Source organism: Kiloniellales bacterium, assembly GCA_030066685.1.
In the GTDB taxonomy this organism is placed as follows: domain Bacteria; phylum Pseudomonadota; class Alphaproteobacteria; order Kiloniellales; family JAKSBE01; genus JAKSBE01.
On sequence record JASJBF010000061.1, the window covers coordinates 1 to 16,700 of the forward strand.

The 16,700-nt window shown below is 69.5% G+C and carries 14 protein-coding genes; 6 read left to right on the forward strand and 8 right to left on the reverse strand.

What is annotated here, in order from left to right; all coding sequences use genetic code 11:
- Positions 1–325: 325 nt before the first annotated feature.
- From QNJ30_27055 to QNJ30_27070, 4 genes are all read right to left on the reverse strand, one after another.
- A complete protein-coding gene (locus tag QNJ30_27055; protein MDJ0947128.1) occupies positions 326–2,077 on the reverse strand; it encodes a flotillin domain-containing protein in 1,752 nt (583 codons plus the stop codon).
- A gap of 143 nt (positions 2,078–2,220) precedes the next feature.
- Positions 2,221–2,901: a DUF1449 family protein gene (locus QNJ30_27060; protein MDJ0947129.1), complete on the reverse strand. Its 681-nt coding sequence runs from the start codon at positions 2,899–2,901 to the stop codon at positions 2,221–2,223.
- A gap of 72 nt (positions 2,902–2,973) precedes the next feature.
- Positions 2,974–4,149: a PspA/IM30 family protein gene (locus QNJ30_27065; protein MDJ0947130.1), complete on the reverse strand. Its 1,176-nt coding sequence runs from the start codon at positions 4,147–4,149 to the stop codon at positions 2,974–2,976.
- A gap of 465 nt (positions 4,150–4,614) precedes the next feature.
- Positions 4,615–5,115: a GNAT family N-acetyltransferase gene (locus QNJ30_27070; GenBank protein ID MDJ0947131.1), complete on the reverse strand. Its 501-nt coding sequence runs from the start codon at positions 5,113–5,115 to the stop codon at positions 4,615–4,617.
- Between the two features lie 134 nt (positions 5,116–5,249).
- Here QNJ30_27070 and thrC point away from each other — a divergent pair, with 134 nt between their 5' ends.
- Genes thrC through QNJ30_27085 form a run of 3 tightly spaced genes read left to right on the forward strand, consistent with a single transcriptional unit; the run spans position 5,250 to position 8,551 of the window.
- Positions 5,250–6,662: a threonine synthase gene (gene thrC, locus QNJ30_27075; protein MDJ0947132.1), complete on the forward strand. Its 1,413-nt coding sequence runs from the start codon at positions 5,250–5,252 to the stop codon at positions 6,660–6,662.
- A 19-nt stretch (positions 6,663–6,681) separates the two neighbouring features.
- Entirely contained in the window at positions 6,682–7,938 is a 1,257-nt protein-coding gene (locus tag QNJ30_27080; protein MDJ0947133.1) for a pitrilysin family protein, read from the forward strand.
- 19 nt (positions 7,939–7,957) lie between these two features.
- Positions 7,958–8,551 (forward strand): GNAT family N-acetyltransferase, encoded by a 594-nt coding sequence (locus QNJ30_27085; GenBank protein MDJ0947134.1) that lies wholly within the window; start codon positions 7,958–7,960, stop codon positions 8,549–8,551.
- 27 nt (positions 8,552–8,578) lie between these two features.
- On the opposite strand, the gene QNJ30_27090 is transcribed toward QNJ30_27085, so the two are convergent.
- The 3 genes from QNJ30_27090 to QNJ30_27100 form a co-directional block, all read right to left on the reverse strand.
- Positions 8,579–9,757: a glycerate kinase gene (locus tag QNJ30_27090; GenBank protein MDJ0947135.1), complete on the reverse strand. Its 1,179-nt coding sequence runs from the start codon at positions 9,755–9,757 to the stop codon at positions 8,579–8,581.
- Between the two features lie 53 nt (positions 9,758–9,810).
- Complete coding sequence (locus QNJ30_27095) at positions 9,811–11,331, reverse strand: SLC13 family permease (GenBank protein ID MDJ0947136.1); 1,521 nt, start codon at positions 11,329–11,331, stop codon at positions 9,811–9,813.
- Positions 11,332–11,623: 292 nt separating this feature from the next.
- The gene (locus QNJ30_27100) at positions 11,624–12,193 is read right to left on the reverse strand and encodes a YqgE/AlgH family protein (protein MDJ0947137.1); all 570 of its coding nucleotides are present in this window, start codon (positions 12,191–12,193) and stop codon (positions 11,624–11,626) included.
- A gap of 149 nt (positions 12,194–12,342) precedes the next feature.
- Here QNJ30_27100 and QNJ30_27105 point away from each other — a divergent pair, with 149 nt between their 5' ends.
- The 3 genes from QNJ30_27105 (at position 12,343) to QNJ30_27115 (ending at position 15,777) form a co-directional block, all read left to right on the forward strand.
- Positions 12,343–14,472 carry a protein-disulfide reductase DsbD family protein gene (locus tag QNJ30_27105; GenBank protein MDJ0947138.1) on the forward strand — a complete coding sequence of 710 codons (2,130 nt, stop codon included), beginning with the start codon at positions 12,343–12,345 and terminating at the stop codon, positions 14,470–14,472.
- A gap of 167 nt (positions 14,473–14,639) precedes the next feature.
- Positions 14,640–15,143 (forward strand): hypothetical protein, encoded by a 504-nt coding sequence (locus tag QNJ30_27110; GenBank protein MDJ0947139.1) that lies wholly within the window; start codon positions 14,640–14,642, stop codon positions 15,141–15,143.
- Between the two features lie 148 nt (positions 15,144–15,291).
- A complete protein-coding gene (locus QNJ30_27115) occupies positions 15,292–15,777 on the forward strand; it encodes a peroxiredoxin (protein ID MDJ0947140.1) in 486 nt (161 codons plus the stop codon).
- A 76-nt stretch (positions 15,778–15,853) separates the two neighbouring features.
- Here QNJ30_27115 and QNJ30_27120 read toward each other — a convergent pair.
- On the reverse strand, positions 15,854–16,700 hold an 847-nt coding region (locus QNJ30_27120), incomplete at its 5' end, for a hypothetical protein (protein MDJ0947141.1).

Below are 16,700 nucleotides of genomic sequence, written 5' to 3' on the forward strand. Positions count from 1 at the left end.
GACAGCTTTCCCCTGTTCCGCGAGACACTCGGACCCGCCAACCGGCGGGTCCTTTTTTTCTGTCGGAGGTGCCTGGTCGATAGGGTCTTGCACCCTTCGTTCCGTCACCTCAACTGTCATTGCCGGCAAACCCAAGTCAAGCAAAGCATCTTCCGCAGTCCTCCCGCGCCAAACCGGACAGCCGTGGGTCAAGCCCGGCAATGACAGTTGAGGTGACGGAACGAAGGGTGCAAGACCCTATCGACCAGGCACCTCCGACAGAAAAAAAGGACCCGCCGGTTGGCGGGTCCGAGTGTCTCGCGGAACAGGGGAAAGCTGTCGAGACCTAGGCCGGGGGCTGAGAGTCCTCCGGCCCACCGCGAGATTTCGCGCTGGAGGATGTGTCGCTGCCCTTGGGCGCCGCTCCGCTCTCCTTGACCTGCTGGGACAGGCTGCCGACCAGGCCGTTGAGTCCGGCCTTGGGCTCGAAGCCCAGCTCGCCCAGCAGCTCGTCGACCAGGGGCGCCTGCATGCGGTAGTTCATCAGCGCCTGGACGATGTTGTCGGGCAGGCTGCCGGCGCCGCCGCCGGGCAGGCCGGCCAGGGCGCCGTTGCCGGGTTTGCCGTTGCCGCCGCCGTTCAGGTTGGCCGGGACGCCGCCGCCCAGACCGCCGCCCATGTCGATGACCCGGATGTCCTTGATCTTCTCGACCGGCTTCATGGCGGCCTCCATGACCTCTGGCAGGACCTCGATCAGGGCCTTCTTGAGCTCGAGGGCGATGATCCGGTTGTCGAGCACGTTGCGGGCCTCGTTGATGCCGCGCTGGCCCTCGGCCTCGACCGTGTAGCGGGCGGCGTCGGCGTCGGCCTCGACCTTGACCGCCTCGGCCCGGGCGCGGGCCGCGGTCAGGGTCGCCTCGGCGTGGTCCTCGGCGGCCGTGCGCTCGGCTTCGGCGGACACGGTCACGCCGACCGCGTTCTTCTCGGCGTCCTCCTTGGCCGCGACGATGGCGACCTGCTTGGCGCGCTCGGCCTCGGCGACGCGGGCCACGGTCTTGACCTGCTCCTCTGAGCGGACCGCCTCGGCCCGGGCCTCGTTGGCCTCGGCCTCGGCCTTGGACTCGTCGCGCGATTTGTTGGCGACGATGATCGACTTCTCCTGGTTGGCAAGGGCGACGTCGCGGTCGGACTCGATCTGGGTCCGGCGCACAGAGAGGTCGCTCTGGATACCCGCCTCCTGCTCCAGGCGCTTGGCCTCGGCCTCCTTCTCGGCGGTCTCGGCGCGGGTCTGGGCGGCGAAGTTGGCGACGTTGCGGGTCATCTCCAGCTCGGCGTAGTCCTTCTCCTGCTTGATCTCGAAGGCCCGCCGGTCGGCGTCCAGGTTGCGCTGCTCGATGGCGATGCGGGTCTCCTGCTCGATCTCGTTGCGCTCCTTGGCCTTCAGCTGGGTGATCTCGGTCAGCCGGGTCAGGCCCTCGGCGTCGAAGGCGTTGTTCGGGTTGAAGTACTCCGAGGAGGTCTGGTCGAGCGTTGTCAGCGAGACCGACTCCAGCTCCAGGCCGTTCTGCTCCAGGTCGCCGGCGACGGCGTTCTGGACTTTCTGGACGAAGTCGGAGCGCTTCTCGTGCAGGTCGTTGATGGTCATCTGGGCCGCGACGCCGCGCAGGGCGTCGACGAACTTGGCCTCGACCAGCTCGCGCAGGTTCTCGCTCTGCAGAGTCCGCTCGCCCAGGGTCTGGGCGGCGAGGGCGATGGATTGCACGTCCGGCTTGACGCGCACGTAGAACTCGCAGCCGATGTCGACCCGCATGCGGTCGAGGGTGATCATCGCGCTCTCGTTCTTGCGCTGGACCTCCAGGCGCAGGGTGCGCAGGTTGACCCAGGTGATGTCATGGAAGATCGGGATCTTGAGGGCGCCGCCGTCCTTGATCACCTTCTGGCCGCTCATGCCAGTGCGCACGAAGGCGACGTCCTTGGGCGAGCGCACGTAGAGCTTCGCGAAGATGATGCCGATGGCGATCATCGCCACGGCGAAGCCCAGTCCGATGTAGACGTAGGTCATGATGCCGATACCGTCGTTTATGGATCCGTAGTCCATGCTTGCCTCCTCTCCGGCGCCGCGCGGCGCCCAGATCAAGGTCGGATCAGATTGGTTCGATCTGAACCGTGAATCTTGATCTATTCTAATAAGTTAGAGACTGATTCACGCTTCACACCCTCGCGGTGTGAAGCGATCAGGCTCTAGGCGTTGAAGATCGCGGGCGGCGTGATGGCCTCGAAGACGCTGCCGTCGCGGCGCACCAAGAGGATCTCGGCGCCGATGTCGAAGCTCGCGTCGGGTCGGGCCGACCGCACCCGCACGAAGTGCAGGTTGCCGTGGGCGTCCATCACCCGGGCCTTGCCGGCGGTCTCCCGCTCGACCGGTCCCAGGGTCACGGTGGCGATCTCGCCCACGAGGTCTTCGGGGGTGATGGCGTAGGTCTCGTCCTTCGGCAGGACCCGGCCCAGCACGCGGCTGGTCGCCCGGGTGGCCGGGAAGGCGGCCGCCAGGGCCAACGGCCCGACCAGGACGGAGGGCAGGAGCCCGACGAAGCCGGTCGCGAAGGCTTGAACGGCGTAGCCGGTGCCGGCGAAGCTGGACAGGAATATGATCAGCAGTACCAGCATCGGCACGCGCCCGGCGTTCAGCCAGCCGAAGAACTGCTCCAGGATCCCGGGCTCGCCGAGGTCGAGGTCCGCGTCGATGTCGGCCTCGGCGTCGAGCTCCGCGTCGAGGTCCGGCAGCAGTTCGTCCATAGCCTCGGTAACGCCGAGGCCGAGCAGCAGGCTCAGGAACTGGACGATCGCGATGACCAGGGTGATGACCGCGGCGACGGTGAAGGGACCGTTCTGCGGTGCCAGAAAGAAGTCGAGCGTGTTCATGTCTCTTTCCCCTTTCGTCGGTCTCTCGGTCCTTTGCGCACACCTCCGTTCGTCTAGAGTTCAGCCGGCCGATCAGGAGCCCTTCTTCAGGCGGGCCTTCTGCTTGGCCAGGCGCTCGCGGATCTGGTGCTTGCGGCGCAGCTCGGCCAGCTCCTCGAGGTCCTTGCTGCTGATCTCGCCGGTCTCGCCCGGCACGCCGGTCAGGTCCTCGCCCAGCCGCTGCGCCTTCTCGATGGCGGCGCCGGCCTTGGCCGCGGCGCCGCGCTTGGCCGCCGGGGTCCCGGACCCGGGGCCGCCGTTGCCGGCCTTGCGGAGGTCGCGCAGGCGGTCCTGGGCCTCGCGCCGGCTGGCCTGCAGGGCGTTCAGGGAGTCCGCCAGCTTGGCGGCGTCCTCGACCGCGTCGGCGACCGCCCGCTTGAGCAGGGCGACCTGGTTCTCGATATCGAGCTGGCGGGCGACCCCGGCCTCGGCCAGCGCCTCCTTGCCGTCTTTGATGGCGAGGTCGACCTTTGCCTGCAGCTCCTCGTGCTCGGCTTCAAGGTCGCTGATACGGCGCTCCAGGTTGAACTTGGTCGCCTCGGCCTTGCCGATCTCGGTGCGGACCTCGGCGGTCGCCTCCTCGATCTCGCGGACCGCCTGTTCCATGACCGGAACCGGGGCCGCCTGTTCGGCCTGCGACAGGGCGTTGTGGGCGACGCCTGAGACCAGGCGGGATATGCGGGACAACAGCTTGTCGGACATCGGTGCCTCCTTTCGCGCACGCGCGTGTTCCACGGCCTGGTCCGGCAGCTCCGCCCGGATGGCGAAGATCCAGTCGCCCTCCTCGTAGGCGAGCTGGCCCCGGGCCACCGTCGGGATCGCGCGGACGTAGCCCGTGAAGGCACAGGGCAGGACCACGCGGCCGTCGAGGGTGGCCAGCGACAGGCGATCCACGGAGCGCAGGCTGTGCAGATGCCGGTCGTAGGGCAGCGGACCCGTGGGCGAGACGGGCAAGGTCGGCCCTAGCTGACGGATCCGGAAGGCGACGTGCTTCAGGCAGAGCACCGCGGACTGCGCCGGCAGGCCGTAGTCCTCCCGCAGGCGCCGGTAGTAGAGGCGGTGCAGCTGAACCTGATCCGTGACGTGGCTTTCCATGACCTCCTCGATCAGCCAGTTGGCGGCCTCGGCGTAGCGCTCCGCGTAGCGGCGCAGCGCGTCGGCCTGCACCTCGTCCGGCTCCAGGACGAAGATCGCGCGGCTGGCCTTCATCTCATCCACCTCCTCTATAAGGGGAGATTTTGTCCTTTTTTCAAGGACAGATTTTGTCCCTATGTTAACCATTTCCGCCTGCCCGGAAAAGCGTGGCGAAAGGCCTTGGATTTCTGGGAAAAAGGGGGCCCGGCAGAGGCCGGTGCGCCTGCGGCCCGGTTTAGGTCGAAGCAGGTCTGGGCAAGCACTTCCTGCCCTCGATGGGGGAGGGTAGAGGAGGGGGCGGCGGCCGCAATATCTCCGCCAAGGACCGGGTTCTCAGCTGGCTCCAGCCCCTCCGAACCCCCGCCATGAGGGGAGGGGCACGTGATCGAAGTTCGGGGCGCGGAACGCTTCGGTCCGGGCCCAGCTTGATCTAGAGCGGGATGATTTGAAGTTAATTGGACTTCAAATCATCCCGCTCTATTTCAACAGTTTAGAGCACGATTCAGATATGAGGTTAGTTCAACCTCATATCATCGCGCTCTAGGCCCCCGAGGGGGCCCTGGGGCGCTCGAGCCGGTAGACGAAGCAGTCGTCGGCGCCGAAGCGGCGGCGCGCCACGCGCCAGAAGCCGAGCCGCTCGTAGAATCGGTGGGCGCGGGTGTTGCGCGCGAGCGGATCGACTAGGACCGCCGTCACGCTGGGGTCGGCGAAGCAGCGCGCCAGCGCCAGGCGCATCATCTCGGTCCCGTAGCCACGGCCGAGGTCGGCCGCCTCGCCGATCCAGATGTCGATGGCGCGGAGCCCCGCCTCGACCTCGCCCCAGTAGTGGGTTTCCTCTTCCGCAGGATCGATGATCTGGATGACTCCGAGGGCACGGCCCTCGGTCTCGGCGATCAGCAGCTCGCGCCAGGCGAGGCGGCGCGGTAGCTCCGCCGTCCAGTCGAAGGCATCGTCGCTGCCGCTTGCGGCGGCGACGTGCGGCTGACTGTCCCAATGCCGGAGCCGGTCCAGGTCCGAGGTGGTTGCTGGGCGGAGGATCATGCCGGCGGATCTATGCCCGATCGGGAAGGCGCGGCAAGCCGGAATTGAGCCCTCGAGATCGGCCTGCGGCTTGCTTGCCCCGCTGGGGGGCCAAGTCTAGAGTAGCGGCCGTTTTCCTCGGGGGAGTCCGCTGAGTGGACTACATCTCGACGCGGGGCCAGGCTCCCGCGCTGCCATTCGACGAGGTGCTGCTGACCGGGCTGGCGCGCGACGGCGGGCTTTACCTGCCCAGCGCCTGGCCGCGCTTTTCGCCGGACGAGGTCCGCGGCTTCGCCCGGCTGAGCTATCCGGAGCTCGCCGGGCGGGTGCTGGCGCCCTTCGTCTCGGGCGTGATCCCGGAGCCGCGCTTCGCCGAGATCCTGGAAGAGGCCTACGCCGGCTTTGGCCACGCCGCGGTCGCGCCGCTGAAGCAGCTCGGCCGGAGGCTCTGGCTGCTGGAGCTGTTCCACGGCCCGACCTTGGCCTTCAAGGACTACGCACTGCAGGTCGTCGGCCGGCTCTTCGACGAGGTCCTGGGCGCCCGCAGCCGTAACCACAGGATCACCATCATCGGCGCGACCTCGGGCGACACCGGCTCTGCAGCCATCGAGGCCTGCCGCGACCGCGAGCGGGTCGAGATCTTCATCCTCCATCCCCAGGGCCGGGTCACGGAGGTCCAGCGCCGCCAGATGACCACGGTAGAGGCGCCCAACGTCCACAATCTGGCGATCGAGGGCAGCTTCGACGACTGCCAGGACCTGGTGAAGGCCATGTTCAACGACCCGGACTTCCGCGAGGAGACCGCGCTGGCCGGCGTCAACTCGATCAACTGCGCGCGGATCCTGGGCCAGATCGTCTACTACTTCGCCGCCGCCGCGGCCCTGGGCGCGCCGGCGCGCCGGCTCAGCTTCGCGGTGCCGACCGGCAACTTCGGCAACGTCTACGCCGGCTACGCGGCGCGCCAGATGGGGCTGCCGATCGAGCGGCTGATCGTCGCCTCCAATGTCAACGACATCCTGACCCGCTTCTTCGAGAGCGGCGCCATGGTGATCGACGAGGTCCGGGCGACCTACTCGCCGAGCATGGACATCCAGATCTCCAGCAACTTCGAGCGCCTGCTCTACGACCTGCTCGGCCAGGACGGCCGGGCGGTGGCCGAGACCATGACCCGCTTCCGGGCCTCCGGCCGCTTCGAGCTCGACCGTGCCGCTTGGCAGGCCTCCCTGGAGCTTTTCACCGGCTTCCGCCTCGACGAAGCCGGCACCCTGGCCGCCATCGAGCGGATCCACCGGACGACGGGCGAACTGCTCGACCCGCACAGCGCGATCGGCGTGGCCGCGGCCGAGGCCCGGCTCGACGGGCTTGAGGGCCCGGTGGTCGCCCTGGCGACGGCGCATCCGGCCAAGTTCCCCGACGCGGTGGAGACGGCGAGCGGCGTCCGGCCGCAGCTGCCGCCGCGCCTCGCCGACCTCTACGATCGCGAGGAGCGCCTGCAGGTCCTGCCCAACGACCTGGCCGCCGTCCAGGAAGCGATCCGCCGCACCCGGGACCTCAGGGGCGCGGCGTGAAGCGGAGGACCGAAGCGACATGACGGTCGAGGTATCCCGTCTCGAGAACGGCCTGACCATCGCGAGCGACCGCATCGACGGGGTCGAGACGGCAGCCCTGGGCGCCTGGGTCGGGGTCGGCACCCGGCACGAGGCACCGGAGGTCAACGGCGTCGCCCACCTGCTGGAGCACATGGCCTTCAAGGGCACGGCGCGGCGCAGCGCCCAGGACATCGCCGAGGAGATCGAGGCCGTGGGCGGCCATCTCAATGCCTACACGAGCCGCGAGAACACCGCCTACTACGCCCGGGTCCTGGCCGACGATGTGCCCCTGGCGGTCGACATGATCGCCGACATTCTGCAGTACCCCAGTTTCGACGAGATCGAGCTGGCCCGCGAGCGGGAGGTCGTGCTGCAGGAGATCGGCCAGGCTCACGACACCCCCGACGACATCGTCTTCGACCACTTTCAGGAGACGGCTTATCCGGAACAGGCCTTGGGTCGCCCGGTCCTGGGGCGCGCCGAGGTCGTGCGCGGCCTCGGTCGGGACACCCTGGTCGACTACCTGGCCCGGCATTACCGCGGCCCCAACCTGGTGATCGCGGCGGCCGGCCGGGTCGACCACGACCGCTTCGTCGCCCTGGCCGAAGAGGCCTTCGGCGGCCTGCCGGCGGAGGCCGAGAGGCCCGAGCAGGAAGCGCACTATACCGGCGGCGAGTACCGCGAGGAGCGGGCGCTGGAGCAGGTCCACCTGGTCATCGGGCTGCCGGCGGTGGGCATCCGCGACCCGGCCTACTACACCCTGTCGGTGCTCTCGACCCTCTTCGGCGGCGGCATGTCCTCGCGCCTCTTCCAGGAGGTGCGCGAGAAGCGCGGCCTGGTCTACAGCATCTACTCCTTCACCGCGGCCTTCACCGACGGCGGCGTCTTCGGGATCTACGCCGGAACCGGCGCGGCGCAGGTCGGCGAGCTGGTGCCCCTGGTCGGCGGCGAGCTGCGCCGCCTGGCCGAGGACGCCGGGGCGGCCGAGGTCGCCCGTGCCAAGGCGCAGCTCAAGGCCAACATCCTGATGGGCCGGGAGAGCACCGGCGCGCGCTGCGAGCAGCTGGCCCAGCAGCTGCTGATCTATGGCCGGCCCCTGCCGGTGGCGGAGATCGTCGCCAAGATCGACGCCATCGACGTCTCGGCGGTGCGCGAGCTGGCCGCGCGCCTGGCCGCCGGGAGCCCGACCCTGGCCAGCCTCGGACCCCTGAACGGCGCCCGGCCCTTCGAGGACCTCGCGCGTTCCCTGGCCTGACCGCGGGGGCCGCCCCGGCATGTTCCTGCGGTTTCTCTATCCGGCCTCGGCCCGGCAGCTGCGCCTGGAAGCCGGGCGCATCTATCTGCGTGCGCCGCTGCCTGGGGATTGGAAGGTCTGGGCCGAGCTGCGCGCCGAAAGCCGGGAGTTCCTGGTGCCCTGGGAGCCGACCTGGGCGCGTGACGCCTTGACCCGCCAGGCCTATAACCGCCGCCTCGGCTACTACGCCAGCGAATGGCGGCAGGGCTCGGGCCATGCCTTTTTCGTCCTGCGCGCGGCGGACAACCAGCTCCTCGGCGGGCTGTCGCTGCTCAACGTGCGCCGCGGCGTGGCCCAGACCGCCAGCCTGGGCTATTGGATCGGCCGCCCCCATGCCCGCCAGGGCTACATGACCGAGGCCATCTCGGCGGCCCTGGACTTCGCCTTCGCGCGCCTCGGCCTGCACCGGGTCGAGGCCGCCTGCCTGCCGCACAACGGGCCCAGCCGCGGGCTCCTGGCCAAGTCCGGCTTCCGCGAGGAGGGCTTCGCGCGCGACTACCTCAAGATCAACGGCCTCTGGCAGGACCACGTGCTCTTCGCGATCCTGCGCGACGACCCGCGGCCCAGGCCCTAGTCGGGGTTGGCAGCGAACGCCGGATCCTCAGGAGGCTTGCGCCAGGGCGACGCCGTCGCTGCGCAGGAGGTAGCCGATGTGGACCATACGCACGGCGTGCTCCGCCGCGTGGGACAGCAGCTTCTCGCCGTCGTCGATGGCCTCGTCGAGCGAGCAGGGGTGCTTGATGATGCTCATGTAGGCATCGATGCCGTGCTTCAGGTTGGCATAGGCGCCCTTGCCGATGCTGCCGGCGAGCACGATCACCGGGATGTCCGCGCGCTTCGCCAGGCCGGCGACCTCGGCCGGCACCTTGCCGTAGGGCGTCTGGCCGTCCAGGCGGCCCTCGGCGGTCAGGACCAGATCGGCGGCCGCGACCTGCGCCTCGAGGTCGAAGTAGCGCAGGATCACGTCGTAGCGGGGCTGCAGGCTGGCGCCCAGGAACACGGCCAGGCCGGTCCCGAGCCCGCCGGAGGCGCCGCTGCCGGGGTCCTGGCCGACCTCGACGCCGAGGTCGCGGCGGATCGCGCCGGCGTAGGTCTCCAGCGCCTGCTCCAGCTCCACGACCATTTCAGGCGTGGCACCTTTCTGCGGGCCGAAGACCCGGGCGACGCCGCGCGGTCCCAGGAGGACGTTGTGCCAGTTGACCGCCGCTTCGATCGTGATCCGGTCGAGGCGGGGATTGCGGCCCGAGAGGTCGATGCGGCGCAGGCGGGCGAGCTCGGCGCCGCCGAAGCCGATCTGCCGGCCGTCTTCGTCCAGCAGGCCTACCCCAAGGGCCTGCGCCATGCCGGCACCGCCGTCGTTGATCCCGGAATCCCCGCAGCCCAGGACGATGCGCTCGGCTCCAGCGTCCATGGCGTGCTGGATCAGCTCGCCGACGCCGTAGCTGGTGGTGAAGCGCGGATCGCGGCGCTCCGCCGGCACCAGCCGCAGGCCGGCCGCGGCGGCCATCTCGATCACGGCGGTTCTCTGCCGGGTGCCGCCGAGAAAGCCGAAGTGGGAGTCCACCGGCTCGCCGACCGGGCCGGTCACTCGAACTCGGTGGATCCGGCCGCCGGTCATCCCGGCCAGGCATTGCGTGAAGCCCTCGCCGCCGTCCACGACCGGCACCTTGGCGACCCGGGCGGTGGGCAGCGCAGTCCGGACGCCGTTCTCGATGCACTCGGCCGCCCGTTCGGCACTGAGGCTCTCCTTGAAGCCGGAGGGGGCAATCAGAATTCGCATGTCTGGCACTCCTTTTCGTTTTCGTAGCTTCGGTTCCCGGAGGAGGCCCCGGCCTAGAGCCCGCCGGATAGCGGCAGCCCCAGGGAGGGCCAGATCCAGAGCGCGAAGACCAGCAGCAGAACGGCGTGGAACGGCAGCAGGACCGCGCTCAGCTTGAGCAGGTCCCGCGGTTCGAAGGTCTGGGCGTCGAGCTCACTCATCATGGCCAGGGGCTTGGCGCTGACCGGCAGGGTCAGGCAGTAGCCGGTCGCCACCGCGAGCATGAAGCCGAAGGCGGAGGCGTTGTGACCCAGGGCGGCCGCCAGGGGTAGCACCATTGGAACCAGGATCGAGATCCGCGCCGTGCGCGAGGTGACCACCAGGTGCGACAGCAGGCCCAGGCCAATGGTGAGGGACACGAAGGTCGGCAAAGAGCCGCGGTCGCCGGACGCGCTTTGGAACAGACCCTCGATGACCCAGGCCGCGCCGCCCGAATGGACCAGGGCGTCGCCGAGCTGCAGGCAGGCGGCCATGAAGATCAGCAGGTTCCAGTCGACGCCCTTGACCGCCTGCTTGAGGGTCAGGACGCCGACGCGCGGCGCGGTCACGGCCAGGGCGCCGAACAGGGCGACCGTGGCGTTGTCCAGGCCGTGGAGCGCTTCGCTGCACCAGAGCAGGACCAGGGCCAGGGCGACCGCAAGCACGAACCACTCCCGCGGGCTGAGGCCGCCGCGCGACATCGCCGCCGACTCGGCGGCGAGGTCAAGGCCCTGGCGCCGCTCCTCGGCGTTCAGGAAGATCCGCAGGATGACCCAGGCGGCGCCGAAGCAGGACAGCAGCGCGAAGGGCAGGCCGAGCAGCATCCAGCGCAGGTAGCCGATCCGCTCGCCCTCGAGATGAAGGATCGTGTCGGCGGCGAGCACGTTGCCGCCGGCGCCGATCAGCGAGCCGGCCGAGGACAGCAGGACCACGGTCGGGATCAGCAGCGCCAGCGCCTTGGTGATCCGGGGGTTCGGGATCTGTGCCGCCACCGCCAGGAAGACCGGCAGCAGCAGGGCGGCGCGCCCGGAGGTCGCGGGCATGACCAGGGCCAGCGCGATCATGCCCGCGGTCATGCCGTAGACCGCCTGGCGCAGGCTGCGGGCGTGGCGCAGCAGGAGCCCGCTGCAGCGCGCCGCCAGCCCCGAGGCGGTGATCGCGGCGGCGAGCACGAAGGCGGCCAGCAGGAGGGCGATCATGCCGTCCCCGAAGGACGAGAGGATGCCGGCCTCGTCGGGGCCGGCGCCCAGGGCGGCGCCGATGACCAGGACCGCAAGCGCGATGAAGGTCTTGTCCAGCTTGGTGCCGACCCAGAAGATCACCGCCGCCCCGAAGGTTCCCAGGGCGATACAGCCTTCGGCGGAGAGATCGGCGGCCCCGAACCAGAGGCCGGCGGCGAGGGCCGCGGTCAGGCCGAGGGCGCCGGCAAGACGCCAGCCCGGGGCCGTAGCCCTCGCAAGGCCGTTTTCCCGAACAACACTGGAACCCAGGCCGGGACTCCGGGCCCGCGGGCTCCGACGCCGGTGATCGTCCCAGTCCGAATGAAAGGTCGTCATCTGTCAGGCCACTCACCAAGGCTTTGGCGGCCAGGGCTCGCCGGGGCGCGGCCGGAAGTAATATACTACCTAAGGTAGTAGCTGCTTTGCCGCATATGCTCTCTCTCCCCTGGATAGTCAGCTTTTCCGCATGACAGAAACGTTGTCGGAAAATTAACGACAGATGACAGAGATGTGAAAATACAATTTAAGGACGTGTCTCTCGGACCTGGATGGCGGGCCGGTGCCGGATTGTTGCCGAGCGGCCGATCCGGGGGGGCTCCTTCCCCGGCGGGCGCGGCCCGCCGCCGGATCAGGCGTGGCCGGCGTCGCCCGAGAGCATGGTCAGGTCGAAGCCGAGCTTGTTGATCGCCTGCTCCCACTTGTCGTCGAGGTTCTTGCCGAACAGCAGCTCCCGGTCGGCCTCGACGTGCAGCCAGCCGTTGGCCTGGATCTCGGAATCCAGCTGCCCGGGCCCCCAGCCCGCATAGCCCAGGGCGAGAAGGCTGTGCTGCGGACCCTGGCCCTTGGCCATGTCCCGAAGTATCTCGATCGTGGCGGTCAGCGCGACCCCGCCGCCGACCTGAAGGGAGCCTTCGTGCAGGTAGTCGGTCGAATGCAGCACGAAGCCGCGGCCGGTCTCGACAGGGCCGCCGAAATGCACACGGATCTGGTCGTCGGCGCCGGTGGCGTCGATGCCGAGCTGGGTCAGGAGGTCGGGAAAGGTCAGGGAGCCGACCAGGCGGTTGATCACCAGCCCCATGGCCGCTTCTTCGCTGTGGGCGCAGAGGTAGACCACGCTCCGGGCGAAACGCGGGTCCTGCATCGTCGGCATGGCGATCAGCAACTGACCGGTCAGGTAGCCGTCTTCGTCTTCGGTCATGGTCGAGGCGCGCCGCCCTTCACCTAGGCTCTCGTAGCTGTCCCAAGATCTACACAGCATTGTGACATCAGCGTGGCGTCGACGCCATGGCCTGCCCGCCCTATATTCAGCCACGAATCCCGGGGCATGAGATGGAGGGCGACGGCCTCATGCACAGCCGCTTTGCCGGCGCGGCCTTGATTTTCCTGGCCGGTCTGATTCTGGCCCTGTCACCCGCCGCGCCGGCTTTGGCCGCGGCCGGCGACTGGGTGGAGACCGAGCAAGGCCGGCTGCGCCTGGTCTCCGCCGCCGAGGGGGTCGCCGCCGAGGGCCGGCTCGACCTGGGGCTGCAGTTCCAGCTGGAGCCGGGCTGGAAGATCTACTGGCGCTCGCCCGGCGATGCCGGCTATCCGCCAAGGCTCGACTGGAGCGGCTCGCGCAACCTGGCCGATCCGGCCCTGTCCTGGCCGGTGCCCGAGCGCTTCTCGCTCTTCGGCCTGGAGACCTTCGGCTACGGCGACGAGGTGGTCCTGCCCATCGCCGCCCGCGCCGCCGATCCGGGGCAGGGGGTCGCCCTGGCGGCCAAGGTCGACTTCCTGGTCTGCGAGGAGATCTGTATCCCCCTGGAGGCGGATCTGGCCCTTACCCTGCCGAGCGGCCCCGCGTCCTCTTCCAGCCACGGGGTCCTGATCGAGACCTACCGGCGGCTGGTCCCCGGCCAGGGCGCCGAGGCCGGCCTGGGCCTCGAGAGCGTTGGCCTGACCGGGGACCTGGAGACCGCGGTGATCGAGGCCCGGGCGACCTCCGAGACCGCCTTCGACAGCCCCGACCTGCTGGTCGAGGGGCCGCCGGCCTTCAGTTACGGCAAGCCGGAGGTCGCCCTGGAGGACGAGGGCCGCAGCGCGGTGATCCGGGTGCCCGTGCTGGCCCGCAGCGGCGCCCGCTCGGTGATCGAGGGCAAGCCGCTGACCGTGACCCTGGTCGACGGCCGACGCGGGCTGGAGACCACCGTGATTGCCCGCTTCGCCGAGGGCGCCGCGCCGCCCTTCGACCTTGCCGCCCTGGCCGTGATCCTCGGTCTGGCCTTCATCGGCGGGCTGATCCTCAACGTCATGCCCTGCGTGCTTCCGGTGCTGTCGCTCAAGCTGCTCTCGGTGGTCTCCCACGGCGGCGGCGAGCGGTCCCAGGTGCGGCGCGGCTTCCTCGCCTCCGCCGCCGGCATCGTGGCCTCCTTCCTGGCCCTGGCGCTGCTGGTCCTCGGCCTCAAGGGCGCCGGCATGGCGGTCGGCTGGGGGATCCAGTTCCAGCAGCCGCTCTTCCTCGTCGGGATGATCCTGGTCCTGACGCTCTTCGCCTGGAACCTCTTTGGGCTCTTCGAGTTCCACCTGCCCAAGGCGCTCGGCGGCCTCGGCGCCCAGGGCGACGACAGGAGCCTGGCCGGGTCCTTCTGGACCGGGGCCCTGGCGACCCTGCTCGCGACGCCCTGCTCGGCGCCCTACCTGGGCACCGCCGTCGGCTTCGCCCTGGCCCGCGGACCGCTGGAGATCGTCGCCGTCTTCCTCGCCCTTGGCCTGGGCATGGCGCTGCCCTACGTGGTGGTCGCCGCGGTGCCGGCCCTGGCGACCCGCCTGCCGCGGCCCGGCGCCTGGATGCTCTGGGTCAAGCGGGTCCTCGGCCTGGCCCTGCTTGGCACGGCGGTCTGGCTGCTCGCCGTGCTCTGGCGCGAGAGCGGGCTGGCCGCGGCCCTAGCGGTGGCGGTCATGGCCCTGGCCACCGCCCCGGTGCTCTGGCTCGACCTGCGGCGCAAGCTTGCTCCGGGGGTGGCCCTGGCGGCGATCCTGGGCCTGGCCCTGGCCGCCTTCATCTCGCCGCCGACCCTGGGCAACCCGGTGGCACCGCGGAGCGCCGGCGGGGCCGGCGACTGGCGGCCCCTGGAAGCGGCGGGCATCGCGGGCTTGGTCGCCCAGGGCAAGGTGGTCTTCGTCGACGTGACCGCGGACTGGTGCGTGACCTGCCAGTACAACAAGGTGCGGGTCCTGGACGACGGCCGGGTGGCCGAGCGCCTGGAGACGGAGGGGGTCGTCACCCTGCGCGGCGACTGGACCCGGCCCGACCCGGCGATCTCCGCCTACCTGGAGAGTTTCGGGCGCTACGGCATCCCCTTCAACGCGGTCTACGGACCCGGGCTCCCCAGCGGCAAGGCCCTGCCCGAGCTGCTCTCGGTCGACGACGTGCTGGCGGCGCTCGACGAGGCCGCGAGCGTGCCGGTCACGGAAAGCCGAGTTTCGCGCACGCCGTGATCGCGTGAACGTTATTCGGCGTGTTGGTGACTTTTCCGGTCTCGAAAGCATCTAAGGCTGCGTAGGCGTCACGAGGCCCCGTCTTGGGGTCGGAGGCCTGCGATCCGTGCCGGTGTCCGCAAGCGCTGCGGACATCACTCCGCAATCTCAGGGAGACCCTCTGCGTCATGCCCGACAGTGCCACCATGACCATCGCCGGTCTCGCCGTTCCCAAGGTGAACGCCGCGACCCTCATGACCGTCCTGATCGCCGGTGCCATGGCGACCGTCGCCTTCGACTTCTTCGGCCAGAGCCTCAGCCCCATGCTCGGCTTCTCGAAGCTGGCGCCGGTCCCGCTCGCCAACGCCGTGATCAGCGTCATCTTCGGCCAGGGCTACGGCCCCGGCGCCCATTTCCTGCATTACATGGCGGGCATGATCGCCTATCCGGTCGGCTGGATGTTCCTCGCCAGGCCGATCGCCGACAAGGTCGCGCCAGGCCTGCCCTGGCCGATCTCCTCAGCGCTCTACGGCGTCGCGCTCTGGGTCTTCGCCCTCTACGTCATGGCGCACCTCATCGCCGGCAACCCGCCCTTCCTGGGCTTCACCGGGATCACCTGGGTCGCCCTGGTCGGCCACGTGGTCTTCGCGGTCGTCGCCGCCTGGGTCGTGCGCTGGCGCGAGCGCTCCTGACCATCCACCGCCATCCAGGGGAAATGCGGGCCGCCGAGGAAATCGGCGGCCCGCGAACTTTACAGCCCCACCCGGTCGTGCCTATCTACACCCAAGGGCGCGCAAGGGGCGCGCCGGCAGCGGATTCGGCTAGAACGGGAGGACAGACATGGCCATCCAGGTGGGCGACAAGGTCCCGACCGCGACCCTCTATCACATGACCGGCGACGGGCCGGCGGCGATCACGACCGACGAGATCTTTTCCGGCAAGAAGGTGGTGCTCTTCGCGTTGCCCGGCGCCTTCACCCCGACCTGCTCGGCCCAGCACGTTCCGGGCTACCTGAAGAATGCCACGGCGCTGCGCGACAAGGGCGTCGACACCATCGCCTGCCTCTCGGTCAACGACGTCTTCGTCATGGGCGCCTGGGGCAAGGACCAGGGCTCCGAAGGCCAGGTCCTGATGCTCGCCGACGGCAGCGCCGACTTCACCAAGGCGGCCGGCATGGAGCTGGACCTGACCGCCCGCGGCCTGGGCGTCCGCTCGCACCGCTACGCCATGGTCGTCGAGGACGGCGTGGTCAAGGCGCTGCACCTCGAGGAGAACCCCGGCGAGCTTGCGAACTCCAGCGCGGAGTCGATGCTGGCCGAACTCTGATCTCTCGGCCCCGAACGGGTTTTGAGCGGCGGTCCCTGGGGCCGCCGTTCGCCTTTCGGGGTGCCGCCCGCGCGGCTCAGAAGCAGTATTCCATCTCGAGGAAACGTGCGCGGAAGGCGATCACCGCCTCGCGCCAGTGCTCCTTCGGCTTGCCGGCGGGCGCCCCGATAGCTTCGGCCAGCAAGGCGGCGAGGTCGCGGAAATCGGCCTCTTTCATGCCGTAGCGGGTCATCTCCTGGGTGCCCATGCGCACGCCGCTGGCCGCGGCGAAGCTCGGGTCGTCGTGGAAGGCCTGGGGGTTGGTGATGATGTTGTTGGCCTCCAGGCGGTCGGCCACGACCTCGCCGTGGGACCGCGCGCTCCGCAGCAATACCTGGTGGGTCTCGGTGAAGTCGCAGTCCGGATCGCCTTCCAGGGTCAGCCCCTGCCCCTCCAGGGCGCGCGCAAAGGCCTTGGCGTTGGCGATCACCTGCCTGGGATAGTCGTCGCGGAACCGGACCATCTCATAGGTCGCGCCCAGCAGGCCGAGCAGCGTCCCCAGATGATGGTTGCTGACGTGACCGGGAAAGGCCCGGGTCTCGATCTGGCGCCACAGCGGCTCGAAGGCCGAGCCGGGCTCGATGTTGCTCAGGATCACCCCGCGCTGCGGACCGAAGAAAGTCTTGTGGGTCGAGCCGGTGACGAAGTCGGCCCCTTCCTTCAGAGGCTGCTGGTAGTAGGGGCCGAGCAGCCCCAGAACGTGGGCGCCGTCGTACATGATGAGCGGCCGTTCGGGGTTGTCGCGGCCCCATTCGTCGTGGACGAAGCTGGCGATCTCCTCGACCGGCTCCTTGTGGATGATGACGCTGCGCCCGAAGACCAGGAGCTCCGGCCGGGTCTCGGCGATCAGGCGTTTGGTCGCCTCGACGTCGATGCGATGCGGG

Bases quoted from the DNA above. Each gene is read 5' to 3' on its own strand.
- QNJ30_27055 (MDJ0947128.1), bottom strand. From the start codon at position 2,077: ATGGACTACGGATCCATAAACGACGGTATCGGCATCATGACCTACGTC.
- QNJ30_27060 (MDJ0947129.1), bottom strand. From the start codon at position 2,901: ATGAACACGCTCGACTTCTTTCTGGCACCGCAGAACGGTCCCTTCACC.
- QNJ30_27065 (MDJ0947130.1), bottom strand. From the start codon at position 4,149: ATGAAGGCCAGCCGCGCGATCTTCGTCCTGGAGCCGGACGAGGTGCAG.
- QNJ30_27070 (MDJ0947131.1), bottom strand. From the start codon at position 5,115: ATGATCCTCCGCCCAGCAACCACCTCGGACCTGGACCGGCTCCGGCAT.
- QNJ30_27080 (MDJ0947133.1), top strand. From the start codon at position 6,682: ATGACGGTCGAGGTATCCCGTCTCGAGAACGGCCTGACCATCGCGAGC.
- QNJ30_27085 (MDJ0947134.1), top strand. From the start codon at position 7,958: ATGTTCCTGCGGTTTCTCTATCCGGCCTCGGCCCGGCAGCTGCGCCTG.
- QNJ30_27090 (MDJ0947135.1), bottom strand. From the start codon at position 9,757: ATGCGAATTCTGATTGCCCCCTCCGGCTTCAAGGAGAGCCTCAGTGCC.
- QNJ30_27095 (MDJ0947136.1), bottom strand. From the start codon at position 11,331: ATGACGACCTTTCATTCGGACTGGGACGATCACCGGCGTCGGAGCCCG.
- QNJ30_27100 (MDJ0947137.1), bottom strand. From the start codon at position 12,193: ATGACCGAAGACGAAGACGGCTACCTGACCGGTCAGTTGCTGATCGCC.
- QNJ30_27105 (MDJ0947138.1), top strand. From the start codon at position 12,343: ATGCACAGCCGCTTTGCCGGCGCGGCCTTGATTTTCCTGGCCGGTCTG.
- QNJ30_27110 (MDJ0947139.1), top strand. From the start codon at position 14,640: ATGCCCGACAGTGCCACCATGACCATCGCCGGTCTCGCCGTTCCCAAG.
- QNJ30_27115 (MDJ0947140.1), top strand. From the start codon at position 15,292: ATGGCCATCCAGGTGGGCGACAAGGTCCCGACCGCGACCCTCTATCAC.